At 60.7% G+C, this 15,043-nt stretch carries 12 protein-coding genes and 1 CRISPR repeat array; of the genes, 8 read left to right on the forward strand and 4 right to left on the reverse strand.

Going from position 1 to position 15,043, the window contains the following annotated elements:
* Positions 1-117 precede the first annotated feature (117 nt).
* From cas9 to Q8Q53_RS15030, 5 genes are all read left to right on the forward strand, one after another.
* Positions 118-3,399, forward strand: coding sequence for a type II CRISPR RNA-guided endonuclease Cas9 (gene cas9, locus Q8Q53_RS15010; RefSeq protein ID WP_305702594.1), 3,282 nt, complete (start codon positions 118-120; stop codon positions 3,397-3,399).
* A 48-nt stretch (positions 3,400-3,447) separates the two neighbouring features.
* Positions 3,448-4,380, forward strand: a complete 933-nt coding sequence (gene cas1, locus Q8Q53_RS15015) for a type II CRISPR-associated endonuclease Cas1 (RefSeq protein WP_305702595.1) — start codon at positions 3,448-3,450, stop codon at positions 4,378-4,380.
* Complete coding sequence (gene cas2, locus Q8Q53_RS15020) at positions 4,377-4,706, forward strand: CRISPR-associated endonuclease Cas2 (protein WP_212742192.1); 330 nt, start codon at positions 4,377-4,379, stop codon at positions 4,704-4,706. Before cas1 ends, cas2 begins: the two co-directional genes overlap by 4 nt.
* 72 nt (positions 4,707-4,778) lie before the next feature.
* Positions 4,779-6,202: direct repeats of the CRISPR family, unit length 36 nt; unit sequence GTCATAGCATTTCAGAAATCGCGGTCCAGCTGCAAC.
* Positions 6,203-6,532: 330 nt separating this feature from the next.
* Positions 6,533-6,739 carry an AlpA family transcriptional regulator gene (locus Q8Q53_RS15025; protein ID WP_305702790.1) on the forward strand — a complete coding sequence of 69 codons (207 nt, stop codon included), beginning with the start codon at positions 6,533-6,535 and terminating at the stop codon, positions 6,737-6,739.
* The gene (locus Q8Q53_RS15030) at positions 6,736-6,930 is read left to right on the forward strand and encodes a helix-turn-helix domain-containing protein (protein ID WP_371136573.1); all 195 of its coding nucleotides are present in this window, start codon (positions 6,736-6,738) and stop codon (positions 6,928-6,930) included. The genes Q8Q53_RS15025 and Q8Q53_RS15030 overlap by 4 nt, the downstream gene beginning before the upstream one ends.
* On the opposite strand, the gene Q8Q53_RS15035 is transcribed toward Q8Q53_RS15030, so the two are convergent.
* The 4 genes from Q8Q53_RS15035 to Q8Q53_RS15050 all read right to left on the reverse strand — a co-directional run bounded on the left by Q8Q53_RS15035 (position 6,905) and on the right by Q8Q53_RS15050 (position 11,370).
* Complete coding sequence (locus tag Q8Q53_RS15035) at positions 6,905-8,101, reverse strand: site-specific integrase (RefSeq protein WP_305702596.1); 1,197 nt, start codon at positions 8,099-8,101, stop codon at positions 6,905-6,907. The genes Q8Q53_RS15030 and Q8Q53_RS15035 overlap by 26 nt on opposite strands.
* A gap of 506 nt (positions 8,102-8,607) precedes the next feature.
* Positions 8,608-9,648 (reverse strand): 4-hydroxy-2-oxovalerate aldolase, encoded by a 1,041-nt coding sequence (dmpG, locus tag Q8Q53_RS15040; RefSeq protein ID WP_305702597.1) that lies wholly within the window; start codon positions 9,646-9,648, stop codon positions 8,608-8,610.
* Positions 9,645-10,586 carry an acetaldehyde dehydrogenase (acetylating) gene (locus Q8Q53_RS15045; protein ID WP_305702598.1) on the reverse strand — a complete coding sequence of 314 codons (942 nt, stop codon included), beginning with the start codon at positions 10,584-10,586 and terminating at the stop codon, positions 9,645-9,647. Before Q8Q53_RS15045 ends, dmpG begins: the two co-directional genes overlap by 4 nt.
* Before the next feature lies 1 nt (position 10,587).
* Positions 10,588-11,370 (reverse strand): 2-keto-4-pentenoate hydratase, encoded by a 783-nt coding sequence (locus Q8Q53_RS15050; protein WP_305702599.1) that lies wholly within the window; start codon positions 11,368-11,370, stop codon positions 10,588-10,590.
* 81 nt (positions 11,371-11,451) lie between these two features.
* On the opposite strand from Q8Q53_RS15050, the gene Q8Q53_RS15055 reads away from it, so the two are divergent.
* The 3 genes from Q8Q53_RS15055 to Q8Q53_RS15065 all read left to right on the forward strand — a co-directional run bounded on the left by Q8Q53_RS15055 (position 11,452) and on the right by Q8Q53_RS15065 (position 14,961).
* Complete coding sequence (locus Q8Q53_RS15055) at positions 11,452-12,216, forward strand: IclR family transcriptional regulator (RefSeq protein WP_305702600.1); 765 nt, start codon at positions 11,452-11,454, stop codon at positions 12,214-12,216.
* A gap of 365 nt (positions 12,217-12,581) precedes the next feature.
* The gene (locus tag Q8Q53_RS15060) at positions 12,582-13,595 is read left to right on the forward strand and encodes an AraC family transcriptional regulator (protein WP_305702601.1); all 1,014 of its coding nucleotides are present in this window, start codon (positions 12,582-12,584) and stop codon (positions 13,593-13,595) included.
* A 118-nt stretch (positions 13,596-13,713) separates the two neighbouring features.
* Complete coding sequence (locus Q8Q53_RS15065; protein ID WP_305702602.1) at positions 13,714-14,961, forward strand: styrene monooxygenase/indole monooxygenase family protein; 1,248 nt, start codon at positions 13,714-13,716, stop codon at positions 14,959-14,961.
* Positions 14,962-15,043: the final 82 nt, after the last annotated feature.

The following is a 15,043-nucleotide window of genomic DNA, read 5'->3' on the forward strand; positions in this document are numbered from 1 at the left end:
CCCGCCTCGATTTGGTGCAATTCAGATTGCTTGTTAACAACCAGACCTGCGATTTCTGAGCGCCTAGAATAGCATTGCCGTGATTGACGTCAACCCGTCAGGCTGCGATCAATTACATTGATCTTGCTAAATAATCGAATGGGCGGCTGCATGACGACACGACTGGGCCTCGACATCGGCACCAACAGCATCGGCTGGTGCTTGTATGATGGCGACAGTATCAGGGCCATCGGTTCGCGCATCTTCTCGGATGGGCGCGAGCCGTCCAAACTCCCCATTCCCGGATCAGGCACATCGCTGGCTGTGAAGCGGCGTGAGGCACGCGGAATGCGACGGCGGCGGGACCGTTACCTCGGGCGTAGAGACGCGATGCTTCGGGAACTGCGCAAACACGGACTGCTCCCCTTAGATGATCTGGCGGGAAAGGCGCTGGCAGTTGAAGACCCGTATGACTTGCGGGTTAGGGCGCTTTCTGAAGAGATTTCGCCATACCAACTTGGCCGTGCCCTGTTTCACCTCAACCAGCGGCGTGGCTTCAAATCCAACCGGAAGGCAGAGCGCAAATCGACGGACGATAAGGATGCAGGCAAAATTGCTAGCGCAACCAAATTGCTAGACGCCGAGATGCAGCGGCTTGGCGCGCAAACTCTGGGACAGTTTCTGGTCATGCGCGATCAGGAAGCAGATGGCACCAAAGGCAAACGTGTGCGGATGCGGCCCGATGCAGACGGCTATGATTTCTATCCTGACCGTCGGCATGTCTTGGACGAATTCCGCGCGATTTGGGATGCGCAGAAGGCATATCATCCGGCCTTGCTAACTGATGCCGCCTGGCATGACATATTTCGCATCATTGAATTTCAGCGCGATTTGAAACCGGCTGTAGTGGGCCTCTGCACCTTTGCCGGAATGAACGGAGTGCCGGACGACGAACTGCGCCTGCCCAAGGCACATCCCCTGTTTCAGCAGCGTCGCTTGTATGAAGAGGTAAACCAGCTTGCTGTTGTCGCCGCTGGTGCTGCCAGCCGTCCACTAAGTCAGCAAGATCGCGATACTCTGATCCTGAAATTGCGAGACAAGAAGAAGGTCAGCTTTGAAACTCTGGGCAAAGCGATCAAGTTGAAGGACGGCGAACGCTTCAACAAAGAAAGCGAAAACCGCAAGGAATTGGCCGGGGACGAAGTTCGCGCGGAACTTTCCGGCAAAAAGTTGTTCGGCACGCGCTGGCCGCATTTCAGCGGCGATGAACAATGTGAAATCATCGACAGGCTGCTCGAAGAGGAAAACTCTCAGACATTGATTGGCTGGCTAAAGGCTCGTTACGGGCTGGATGATACAGCTGCGGAAGCCATCGGCAATGCCAGATTGCCGGAAGGTTATGGCCGCTTCGGTCTGACCGCTACCAAGGCGTTGCTCGAACAGTTGAGGGCCGATGATGTCCCTACCTATGCTCAGGCGGCTGAACGGGCAGGTTTTCACCACAGCGACCACCGGACAGGCGAGGATTTCGACGAGTTGCCCTATTATGGAGAGGTTCTTACTCGTGAGATTGCGCCGGGTAAGGATGATTATGGCGACGCCGAGGAACGCCGGTTCGGCAAGATTACCAACCCCACCGTGCATATCGGTCTGCGCCAGCTGGGCCGGCTGGTGAACGCTATCATCCGCGCCTACGGCAAGCCGGATTTTATCTTTGTCGAACTCGCCCGCGAACTGAAGATGAACGAGAAGGAGAAAATCGCCTACAGCAAGCAGATCAAGGTCAACACTGATGCCGCGAGAGGACGAAGCGACAAGCTCGGCACGATGGCTATGCGCGACAGCGGTCGAAACCGACTCATCCTGCGGCTATGGAGCGATCTCAATCCCGGCAACGTGCTCGACCGTCGTTGTCCCTATTGCGGCGAAATGATCAGTCAGGGAATGATCCGCAACGGCGAGGTCGATATTGACCACATCATTCCCTATTCGCAGTGCTTTGACGATAGCATCGGCAATAAGGTGCTGGCGCATGGCCATTGCAACAAGGCCAAGGGCAACGATACGCCATGGGGACGATGGGGCCGCGATCCTGTCCGCTGGGCAAAAATTCAGGACCAGGTATCAAGGTTGCATAAGTCAAAGCAGTGGCGCTTCGGCCCGGATGCCATCGCGCGCTACCAGGCACAAGAAGGCAGCTTTTTACCCCGGCAGCTGACTGACACCCAATATCTTACCCGTATCGCCGCCAAATATCTGGCCTGCCTCTATCCCGTGCGCGGCGAACGCCATGTCTTTGCGGTGCATGGCTCGATGACGGCGATGCTCCGGCGGCTGTGGGGTCTCAATGACATTCTGCCAGACCATAACTGGGTGGAAAACGAGCATAGCAACGCCCCTAAGAACCGGCTCGATCATCGTCATCACGCCATCGATGCGGCAGTGGTCGGCGTGATGACCCCGGCACTGATCGCCGAGATTGCGAAAGCCGCTGCGCGGGCGGAGGACAAAAAGCTGGATAGGCTGTTCGATGGCCTGCCGATGCCATGGGCGCGACATGAAAGCGATTATCGTTTTCGGGAGGAATTGCGCGAGAAAGTGCTCGCCGCAACCGTCAGCCACAAAGCGGATCACGGACGCGCTGGAAAGCCAGTCAAGGGGCGCGACGTGACGACCGGAAAACTGCACAAAGAAACTGCCTATGGCCTGACCGGGCTGACGAGCGACAGCGGGTTGCCCGTAGTTGTCCATCGTGTTCCCCTGGCTAGCCTCACGCCTGCTGACCTGACTGACCCGCTTCGCATTCCCGATTCTGCGCTGCAACGCGCCTTGTACGAGGCAACCGAAGGGCTCTCGGGCAAGGACTTTGAACGCGCAGTGCTGGAGTTTTCTCGGAAGCATCCAATTTTCAAAGGCATCCGCCGTTTGCGAGTACGGGAAGGCCTGACCGTGATTCCTATCAAGGACAAGACCGGTCGCGCCTTTAAGGGCTACATGGGCGGTGCCAACGCGCTTTATACAATCTGGCAGATGCCTGATGGCAAATGGATAACCCACTGGAAGGACCGGAACGGTAACCTAAAATCGGGTATCATTTCATCCTTCGACCATCATCAGCGTGACTACCAGGAAGAGCGCCCCCATCCCGCCGCGAAGAAAGTCATGGCACTGCGCCAAAATGATATGGTCGCTTTAGAAAAGGACGGCTCGCGAAAAATCTATCGTGTGCAGAAATTTGGCCAGAACGGCCAGATTTTCTTGATAGAACATGCGCAAGCGGGCAACATGGTTGAACGCAATAAAAGTGGAAATGACCCTTTCACTTTCTGGGGACCATCCGCTTCAGCATTACAAAAGGTCAAGGCCCGCCAGATTCGTATCGACGAACTTGGTCGTATCTTTGATCCGGGACCGCGTTAACCAGTCATTATCCATGATGTGCCAGCTTTCAACCCCGAAAGGCTGGCCATGGACCGCATTGTTGATATTGCCACGGATGATCTTCACCTGTCCGCGTATCGCGGATTTCTGGTTGTCAGCCTTGATCGTCAGGAACAGGGACGGGTGGCGCTCGACGATATTCAAGCCATCATCGTTCATGCCCATGGCGTAACCTGGACGACAAGTTTGGTTGTCGCGCTCGCCGAACGCGGGGCGATTATGGTGATGTGCGCGGCCAATCATTCTCCGGTGGCCATCATTTCTCCCATTGACGGTCACCACGCACAGGCAGCCCGGATGCGAGCGCAATGGGAGGCCCCGCGCCCCATGTTCAAGCAACTCTGGCAGAAAATCATCGTGGGCAAGATCACGATGCAAGCATCGCTGTTAGCCGTGCAAGGCAAAGCGGAAGCCAATGCGCTGATGCTTATGTCCCGGCGCGTCCGCTCCGGCGATCCGGACAATCTTGAAGCTCAGGCCGCGCGCAAATACTGGCCCGCCCTCATGGGAAAAGAATTTCGCCGCGATCAGAACGCTGACGGCGCCAACGCCCTGCTGAATTATGGCTATACCGTCATGCGATCATGCGTTGCACGGTCGATCATCGGGGCAGGACTGCACCCTGCAATCGGGCTGCACCATCACAACCGGCTTAACGGATTCGCGCTGGCGGACGATCTCGTGGAACCGTTTCGTCCTCTGGTTGACGGACTGGTCCGGCGAATGATCGACGAAGGCATAGAAACCGTCACTCCCGAAGCAAAACAGCGTCTGGCTCGGTTGATCGGGCATGATTTGCGTCTGGGCGGGGCTATTTCGCCCGTGTCTGTGGCGACCCAGCGGCTCGCTCAATCGCTCGCCAAGAGCTTCGAAGAACGCAAATCGGCACTGGCCCTGTTTGATCCACCTGATGCTCTTGACTGGGCGTCGCTTGGGCAGCCGGTGGGGATTGAAGCATGAACCTGAGTGGATACCGGCTGATGTGGATATTCGTCATGTTTGACCTACCCGTGGACACCAAGGAACACGCGAGGGAAGCAACCAAATTTCGTGAGTTTTTACTCGATGAAGGCTTTGAAATGAGCCAGTTTTCGATCTATGCTCGATTTTGTAATGGCAAAGAGCACTACGAGACTTACCTTCGGCGAATCGAGGCGCATCTTCCTGAACGTGGGGAGATTCATGTGCTCAATTTTACCGACAAGCAGTATGAAAACATCATCCGGTTTTCGAGTCAGAGCCGCCAACGGCAACGAAAAAATCCGGATCAGCTCGCCATGTTCTGACGATTCATCGCATTTTTGCGGTGACAGATGGGGCTTTTTCCAGTCTCAATTCAACTGGTTAGGCACCCATCTGTCATAGCATTTCAGAAATCGCGGTCCAGCTGCAACACGGATGTGCGCATAACGGAAACTTTATATGTCATAGCATTTCAGAAATCGCGGTCCAGCTGCAACAGATCGTGATCACGGACGACGAAGTCATGGGTCATAGCATTTCAGAAATCGCGGTCCAGCTGCAACCATGAAAGGTTCGCCAAATCGCCCGCCAAGGTCATAGCATTTCAGAAATCGCGGTCCAGCTGCAACAAGCGCTGCTGCAAGCAGTTGAACGTATCGGTCATAGCATTTCAGAAATCGCGGTCCAGCTGCAACCATCCGGGCACGGGCCAGACGCTGGCGACAGTCATAGCATTTCAGAAATCGCGGTCCAGCTGCAACCACCCTGACGATCAAGGTCAGCGGCAAGACGTCATAGCATTTCAGAAATCGCGGTCCAGCTGCAACCAATCACGCGCATGATGCCGCCCGCGAACAGTCATAGCATTTCAGAAATCGCGGTCCAGCTGCAACAACCTGCTGGTCGTCCCTCCGGCGCTCGAAGTCATAGCATTTCAGAAATCGCGGTCCAGCTGCAACGCGGGTGCGCTGGTGGCGCTGTTCCCACCAGTCATAGCATTTCAGAAATCGCGGTCCAGCTGCAACAAGAACCTGTTCATCCACGTCCCGAACGGGGTCATAGCATTTCAGAAATCGCGGTCCAGCTGCAACGCACGGATACGCGCGATCGCGCGGTCCCGTTGTCATAGCATTTCAGAAATCGCGGTCCAGCTGCAACCAGTGCGGGCAGCGGATCAGGCCGCGCGGGGTCATAGCATTTCAGAAATCGCGGTCCAGCTGCAACGTGGGGCTTCTCTGCTGCTGCTGCGGCGAGGTCATAGCATTTCAGAAATCGCGGTCCAGCTGCAACCCCGTGCATCGACGGCCAGCAGGGCGTCCAGTCATAGCATTTCAGAAATCGCGGTCCAGCTGCAACAAGCGCTGCTGCAAGCAGTTGAACGTATCGGTCATAGCATTTCAGAAATCGCGGTCCAGCTGCAACATGCCGGGTACCGCGATCGGCACGTTCCGCGTCATAGCATTTCAGAAATCGCGGTCCAGCTGCAACCCGAGCCGCGTGGCGCAGTTCAAGCCGAGCAGTCATAGCATTTCAGAAATCGCGGTCCAGCTGCAACCACGCTGGCGAACTGCTGGCATCTGAATTCGTCATAGCATTTCAGAAATCGCGGTCCAGCTGCAACGGTTCGCCCGAAGTCACCAGCGGCAAGCTGGTCATAGCATTTCAGAAATCGCGGTCCAGCTGCAACCACCTTGACGCGGCCTGTTGCGCGTTCGCGGTCATAGCATTTCAGAAATCGCGGTCCAGCTGCAACGCATTGGGCATTGGTCACATCCTTGTTAAGGTCATAGCATTTCAGAAATCGCCCCCCCCCCCCCCCGCAAAGGGGCGACTGCTTGGCGGATTGAGTGATTCGCGCCCAAATTTGACCGCACACGGCGCGATTCTCCGTCAGTTACGGCGGCGATTGCGGTAACCCCGCTTCAGTCGCAGAAAAATGGGAAAATAATTCGCCGCAATAGATCGCCCGGTGTTGGCGTGCGTATCCCTCTCTATGCTTCCATAGCCGTCTCTATCCTTATCGCGGTCAATGTATCCCTCAATACGCTGGGGTTAGCAGGCCAAAAAATGCGCTTGCAACGCTCATTCTGTTTGCCAATTGTTCTTCCAAGGGGGTGCCAACGACTGCCAGAGAATGGAAGAAAATCCCATGTCGAACCTTGAAAGAATCATCCGGCTGAAAACCGTATTGGCCCGCACCGGGCTGTCCCGCTCCACTGTGTATCGCAAAATCGCCGAGGGCACTTTTCCCCACCAGGTCAAAATCAGCGTTCATGGCACCGGCTGGCGGGAGTCCGCTGTGAACCGCTGGATCGATGATCCGGTTGCATTCCGTGACGAAGGCGTGACGCGGTGACAACGTCACCGCCGGTTGAACCAATATGCGTCAGGATCAACGACGCCGCTCGCATGATCGGCGTCGGTCGCACCAAGCTCTACGAACTGATCGCGAGTGGTGAGGTCGAGACGGTGAAGCTGGGCAAATCCACCCGTGTCATCACCGCCAGCCTTCACCGTCTCATCATGCGGCAGCGCGGGCCGGAATAGGCTCGCCTGCTGCTTCGGCGGTATGATGGGCTATACCATCCAAATGCCGTGCCCACCGCGCCATCAGATCACGGCGCTTTTCGAGGAAATCCGTCCGACGGTAGGCAGCCTCGACCTGATTGGTCAATTTGTGCGCAAGTGCCTTGTCTGCAACTTCTTTCGGGAAATCGGTTTTCTCGGCAGCCCAATCGGTGAAGGCGGAACGGAAGCCGTGAACGGTCACTCCCTTGATACCGCCATCACGCAACAGTTTGGTCATGGTCATATCACTCATGGCCTTTTCGCCATCGGCGGAAAAGACCAGTCCGGTATCGTTCGCCCGTTCATTCCAGCGCCTGCGGAGCAATGCTACTGCCGGTGCGGACAATGGCACGATATGGGTTTCCTTTGCCTTCATCCGCTCGCCGGGAATAGTCCAAATGGCTTTGTCCAGATCAAACTCGGTCCAGACCGCAAAGCGAGTCTCGTTTGATCGCACAGCGTTGTAGATGGTGAAGCGCAGTGCATCACGGCCAGTCGTCGGTGATGCAGCCGCCAGCGCTTCCATAAGCGCGGGCACGTCAGCATAGGGCATGGCTTCCAGATGTACGCTCTTGCCCGTCTGGCGCGGCAAGCCCTTGCGAACTGAACGCAACGACGCCTCTTCTTCCCGCCAGCCCTTGATATGCGCAAAGTCCAGCACAGAGCCAATGCGCTGAAGAAGGCGGCGGGCCGTTTCAGGAATTTCGAGCCAGATGGGCGACAACACCTCGACCACGCACACGCTGTCCACTTGATCGACCGGCTTGGTCCCGATCAGCGGAAAGACATGGTTTTCAAAACTGGAAATCCAGTTGGCATAGCGCCGATTCTTCCAGCCCTCCTTAAGTGCATCATAGCAGTCGCGAGCAGCGGTCTCGAAGCTCGGCATAACTTTGCGCGCCTTGCGCCGTTCGGCGACTGGATCGGTCCCCTCGCGCACCTGACGGCGCAATGCCGCTGCCGCATCGCGGGCCTCTGCGAGCGATACTTCCAACGCTGATCCCAGGCCGTAGTCGCGCCGCCTGCCATTGCGCTGCATTCGCAGCACCCAGGTTCGCGCGCCGCTGTCTTTCACAAGCAAGCACAAGCCCCGACCATCGACGTGGCGACCGGGTTTTGCATTTTTCACCTTCAACGTCGTAAGTGCCATTGGTTCGAGTCCCTGTCAGGGAATTTCAGGCGTCTGTTCCCGCATTCTGACGCCTGAAACGGTCCCACATTCGTTCCCACATTTCGGTGGGATTTCAGGCAAATGAGGGCGGCCGACCGCGAACACCTTACAAGACAAATCGCTGATTTTACAGGGTAGGTAGAGCCGCCCCGGCATTGCCTGGGACGAAAGTTCTACGCCTCTTCTGGGCACCATTTGTTCTTCCGGGGTGATCCCCGGAAGCTACCAGAACCACCGTTTTCCGCTAGAAATGACGCGTTCGGTCGGGGCGCGGTTGTGGCTGTAGGTATGTTGATTTCGGCATGCGGCGCCTCAGGCGAAGCCGTTATTTTTCCGGTTTGGGACGCCCCACGCGGGGTGTCAGGCTGTTCGGAACGGGGTTCCGGCGGCCTTGGGCACGGTTGCCCGCATGCGGCTCCGGCCATCAGCTTTAGCCGCCCGGCCAGTGCGGCCGGGCGGCGAAGCTTGCAGGTCTGGCGGGTTGATCAGCCGGCTGCTGCGTCGCGCTGCTTGACGAGGTCGAGCGCGATGTCGACGATCATGTCTTCCTGCCCGCCAACCATCTTGCGGCGGCCCACTTCGGCCAGGATCGTGCGGGTATCGATGCCGTAATCGTTCGCGGCCTTTTCGGCGTGGCGCAGGAACGAGCTGTAGACACCGGCATAACCGAGGGTGAGCGTTTCGCGGTCAACCCGGACCGGGCGGTCCTGCAACGGCCGGACGAGGTCTTCGGCAGCGTCCATCAGCGCGAACAGGTCGCAGCCGTGGTTCCAGCCCATCCGATCCGCTGCCGCAATGAACACTTCGAGCGGGGCATTGCCCGCGCCCGCGCCCATCCCGGCCAGGCTTGCGTCAACGCGGATCGCGCCGTTTTCGACCGCGACCAGCGAGTTGGCGACGCCGAGGCTGAGGTTGTGGTGGGCGTGGACCCCGCGCTGGGTTTCGGGCTTCAGCACGCGGTCATAGGCCTGCAGCCGCGCGGCATATTCGCCCATGTTCATCGCCCCGCCGCTGTCAGTGACATAGACGCACTGCGCGCCGTAATCTTCCATCAGCTTGGCCTGTCCGGCCAGCGCTTCGGGGCTGGTCATGTGGCTCATCATCAGGAAGCCGGACACGTCCATGCCCAGCTTGCGGGCGGCTTCGATGTGCTGCTTCGATACGTCCGCTTCGGTGCAGTGGGTGGCGATGCGGACCGATTTCACGCCCATTTCGCAGGCGTGCTTCAGGTCATGCACGGTGCCGATGCCGGGCAGCAGCAGCGTGGTCAGGATGCTGTGTTCCAGCACTTCGGCAACCGCGCCGATCCAGTCCCAATCGGTATAGGCGCCAAAGCCATAGTTGAAGCTGGAGCCTTGAAGGCCGTCGCCGTGGGCCACTTCGATCGCGTCGACTTTGGCCCGGTCCAGCGCGCGGGCAATCGCCTGCACGTGGTCAAGGCCATACTGGTGGCGGATCGCGTGCATCCCGTCGCGCAGGGTGACGTCCTGGATGTAAAGCTTGGTCTGGGTCGGATCGAAGTTCATGCTGCTGCTCCCGCGAAGTGGCGCTGGGCGATCTTTTCAGCCGTCTTGAGCGCGGCCGAAGTCATGATGTCGAGGTTGCCGGCGTAGGCAGGCAGGTAATGCGCCGCGCCTTCGACCTCGAGGAACACCGACACCTTGAGGCCGGTGTATTCGGCGTCCATTTCCGGAATGCGCAGCGGGCGGTTGGAGCCGATATGCTCAAACTGCACGTCCTGCTTCAGGCGGTAGCCGGGGACATACGTCTGCACGTCGGCAACCATGTCGAGGATCGACTGGCGGATGGCGTCCTGATCGCCGTCCTCGCACAGGCAATAGACCGTATCGCGCATGATCAGCGGCGGTTCGGCCGGGTTGAGCACGATGATCGCCTTGCCGCGCGTCGCGCCGCCGACGTCCATGATCGCCTGACTGGTGGTTTCGGTAAATTCGTCGATGTTGGCGCGGGTGCCGGGACCGGCGCTCCTGGACGAGATCGAGGCGACGATCTCACCGTAGTGGACTTTGGCCACGCGGTTGACCGCCGCAACGATCGGGATCGTCGCCTGCCCGCCGCAGGTCACCATGTTGACGTTCAGCGCATCGAGGTTGGCATCGCCGTTGACCGGGGGGACGGTGAAGGGACCGATGGCCGCCGGGGTCAGGTCGATCATCCGCTTGCCCGCCGCCAGCACCAGTTCGCTGTTGCGCTTGTGCGCATAGGCGCTGGTTGCGTCGAACACGATGCCGATGTCGGCGAATTCGGGCATCTTGAGCAGCCCGTCGATCCCTTCGGCGGTGATCGGCACGCCCATCCGCGCGGCGCGCTTCAGTCCGTCGGATTCCGGGTCGATCCCCACGAAGGCACCCATTTCCAGCACGGACGACAGCCGCATGATCTTGATCATCAGGTCGGTGCCGATGTTGCCCGATCCGATGATCGCCACTTTCGTCTTGGTCATGTCATGCCTTCCCGTAAGTAAAGCTGCATTCGCCGATCCCGGCGATTTTTGTGCAAACCCGGTTGCCCGGCTGGAGCGTAACCATCGGCCCCAGCGCGCCGGCCAGCAGGACATCGCCCGCCTTGAGCGGTTCGCCGCGCGCGGCCAGCGTGCGGGCCAGCCAGGCAGCGGCGTTGAGCGGATTGCCGAGCGCAGCCGCACCGATCCCGGTGGAGACGACCGCGCCGTCGAACGTCATTTCCATGCCTGCGCCTTCGAGGTCGAGCCCCGCCAGCGGCAGGCCCTGCCCGGCCAGCACGAAGAACGCGCTACTGCCGTTGTCGGCCACCGTATCGGCAAAGGTGATCTTCCAGTCGGCAATGCGGCTGTCGACGATCTCGATCGCGGCGTGGACGCTCGCCACGGCAGCGGCGACGTCTTCGGGCGTGGTGTCGGGCGAGGGCAGGTCGGCGGACAGGACGAAGGCGATTTCCGCTTCGGCCTTGGGCTGGATGCACCTGGCGGCGTCCAGCGTCCCGCCATCGGCGACGCGCATGTCATCGAACAGCACGCCGAAGTCCGGCTGGTCCACGCCCAGCTGCTCCTGCACGGCCTTGGCGGTCAGCCCGGCCTTGCGGCCGACGATGCGGCGGCCCTGCGCTTCCCAGAAGCGGGTGTTGATGGTCTGGACGGCATAGGCGCCCACGACGTCGACCGGGTCCAGCCCGTCGCGCATCGGGGGAACCACCCCGTCGGTATAGGCCGCGCGCAACCGGCGGGCGAGATCGTCGTGGCTGATGGTCATGCGAGTCCTCTCTCTGTCCCGTTCCGAATAGGCCGGGCTTCTGGCTTGCGCCAGACGGGGACCGGGCTATCATCTCACATGATGAGACGCGGCACCCCCACCCTGACTTCGCTGTCCCGCTCGCTGGCGATGCTGGAAGCGGTGATTGCCGATGGCGGCGCGCGCAGCGTGGCCGCGCTGGCGCGCGAACTGGGCGTTCCGGCCGCGACCGCGCACCGCCAGATCCATTCGCTGGTCGAGCAAGGCTATCTCGCCCGCCACGGGGGCGGGGGGCACGTCGCCGGGCCGCGGCTGCTCGCCCTGCTGGGGCAGCTGGATGAAAAACAGGTGATCGCCAATGCCGCCGCGCCGGTGCTCCACCAGCTCGCCGCTGATCTGGGCTGCGTGGTCCAGCTGGGCACGCTGGACGGGGACATGGTGACATACCGGATCAAGACCGGGCAGGGCGCGGGCAACCTGTTCACCCGCGTCGGCATGCAGCATGAGGCCTATTGTTCGGGGATCGGCAAAGTGCTGCTGGCGCATCTCCCCGAGGATCAGCAGCAGACTTATCTGGCCGGCGGGCCATTCCCGGCGCTGACCGCGCGGACGATTACCGATGCCCGCGCGCTGGCTGCCGAACTGCACAAGGTCAGCGAACAGGGCCATGCCATCGACGATGGTGAGGTGGCCGATGGCCTGATCTGTGTGGCGGTGCCGGTCCACCAGCCCGATGGCCGCGTTCTGGCCGCTGTTTCGATCTCCCAATCCGGCGCGGCAGTGCATCCACCGGCCGTGCTGATGCCGCGCCTTCAGGCCGTGGCGGCAGAGATCGAGCGCGCCGCATTCGGCCGGACGTTCCGGTAAATGCGTGCTGCAACCGCACCTCCGACGCACCGCAGATTAATTCATAGCATTCCCATAGCATCGAGTATCAGCACCTAGTTTACAGGGGCGTGCCGGGTCGTCGTGAGTTTGGTGGCAGTTTTTGGGGCAGCGCTGGCGGTTGTGTCGGTCGATGCGCGGGGCAATCCGGCCGCGTCGCTCCCGCTGCCGGATTGCCCCGCGTTCGAACGATGTGAGAACCCGGCGCACCAGCCGGGCGTGGCAGCTGGCTTTCCGGAGCCCGCGCCGGGGCGGACCAGTTGACCGCGGCGCGGAAATGTGTCGAGATTGCGGTCCGGAAAGGGCAGCCAGGTGGGGGCTGGTCCGGCAACGGGATAGTGACGCACATGGAGCCTTCGGGAATCTTGCCCGGTCAGCCATCCGGCCTGCCCGTTGCGCTGGCCACAACGACCTTTCGGTCGCGCGATATCGACGAAGTGCGCGCGCACGTTGGCCGGATGTATTGCGACCACACGTTGCAGCTGGTCAACCGCCGCAGCGATCTGGATACCCGGACCAGCCGGCTGGAATGCCGCGCGCTGACAGTCGCCGAGGTGACCTATGGCGCGGACGTTCTGGTTACGCCCGGCAGCTTTGATCGGTTCTATCTTGTGCAGGTGCCCACCGCAGGCCGCGCGTGGGTTACGGTTGGGGGGGAGCAGCATGCCTGCCTGCCCGGTCGGGCTACGGTCCAGAACCCCGAACAGCCAGTGGAAATGTTCTGGAGCGCGGATTGCCGCAAGACCGTGCTGCGGTATGAGCGCGCCAGTTTTGAGCGGTTTGCCGAGCTGGCCGGCGGCGCGCCGGTCAAGCGGGCCCTGGCGATGGAGCCATCGGTCGCCCTGACCGAGACTGCGGGAGTGGCGCTTGCGTCCATTCTGCGCAGCCTGTCGGACTTGTCGCAGGTTGCCCGCGATGGCCTGCCGCCGATCCTGAAGGCGCACCTGGAAACGTGCTTCATGTCAGCCTTGCTGATGCTGCAGGACCGCGCGGCGCTGGACCGGTTCCAGCAGGCAGACCGCCACGCGCCTTCGCCGGCCGTGGGCAAGGTGCGCGATTATCTGCACGCCCATGCGCATGAACCGATTGGCCTGGCCGAGCTGTGCGCGGTGGGCGGCGTGCCGCTGCGGACGCTGCATCACCAGTTCCGGTGCTGCCTTGGGGTCACACCGCTGCAACTGCTCCGCGATATCCGGCTGGAACGGGTGCGGGCCGATCTGCTGCGCGGCGGGCCGGGAATCAGCGTCACGGGGGTGGCGCTCAACTGGGGGTTCGATCACTTCGGGCGATTCGCGGCGCATTATCGCCAGCGGTTTGGCGAGGCCCCGCGTGAGACGTTGCACCGCACGCAGTCGCACTGACTGGTGACAGACCGCCACTGCGGCCTGGCCATCTTGCGATGACTGGATAGTCGTTGCGCCCGGCGGATTGAGCCAATCCTGCACTGCCATAGCCTGCACGTCATGAAACAATCATGACATGAGGGAAGTGATGGCGAAGATTGCGATTGTGGGCGCGGGTCAGGCCGGGCTCCATCTGGGGATCGGGCTGTTGCTGTCCGGACATCAGGTGACGATGCTGTCCAACCGCACGGGTGAGCAGATCGCGGCGGGCACGGTCATTTCCAGCCAGTCGATGTACGGCATGGCGCTGGGGCTGGAACGCGAACTGGGCATCGATTACTGGCAGGACAGCGCGCCGCAATATGCCGGGGCGCAGATGCGCGTGGCGGACAGCGACGGCAACGTCATGCTGTTCTGGCAGGGCGCGATGGATGAACCCGGCCAGTCGATCGACCAGCGCGTCAAGATGCCGGTCTGGATCGACCGGTTCATCGAACTGGGCGGCGATTTCCGGCTGGTCGATGCCGGGATTGCGGAGCTGGAGGAGCTGGCCGGATCGCACGACCTGACCGTGATCGCATCGGGCAAGGGCGAGATCGGGCAGCTGTTCACCCGCAACCCGGACCGGTCCCCCTTTACCCAGCCGCAGCGGGTGCTGGCGCTGACCTACGTCAACCGGTTCCGCCCGCGTCCCGGTATTCCGGCGATCTGCATCAACATCAATCCCGGCATCGGTGAATTCGTCTCGTTTCCGGGGCTGACGCTGAGCGGAGCCTGCGAAATCTTCACCATCGAAGCCGTCCCCGGCGGCCCGATGGACGTGTGGGACGACGTGAAGACGCCCGAAGAACACCTGAAAGTCAGCGAACACCTGCTGCGCACGTTCTTTCCGCTGGAAGCGGAGCGGATCGATGGCCACCTGGAACTGACCGACGACAAGGCGGTACTGCGCGGGCGGATCACGCCGACCACCAAGTATCCGGTCGCGACCCTGCCCAGCGGCGCGCAAGTGTTCGGGCTGGCCGACGTCGTGTGCCTCAACGATCCGCTGACGGGCCAGGGCTCCAACAATGCCTCGAAGGGCGCGAAGATCTATCTCGATGCGATCAACGCGCGCGGCGATGCGCCGTTTGACGAAGCGTGGATGAACGCCGTGTTCGAGGAATACTGGGACTATGCCCGCTATCCGGTGGCCTACACCAACCAGACGCTGGGCCAGCCGCCCGAACACATGCTGCGGATCCTGAAGACCGCCGAATCCGATGCCGGGCTGGCGCACCTGATGGCCAACAGCTTCAACGATCCGAAGTCGATCGCGCCCTGGTATTACGATGCCGCGGCAGCTCACGAATTCCTGGACGGGCGCACGCCAGTGGCGGCCTGATTTCCAGCCTGAATCCTGCCCGCCGGACCACCTGAAGAAACCGGGTCCGGCCGGGCAGTCATACGCGAATGGGGAGAATACA

It is taken from the genome of Novosphingobium sp., assembly GCF_030699305.1.
GTDB lineage: Bacteria > Pseudomonadota > Alphaproteobacteria > Sphingomonadales > Sphingomonadaceae > Novosphingobium.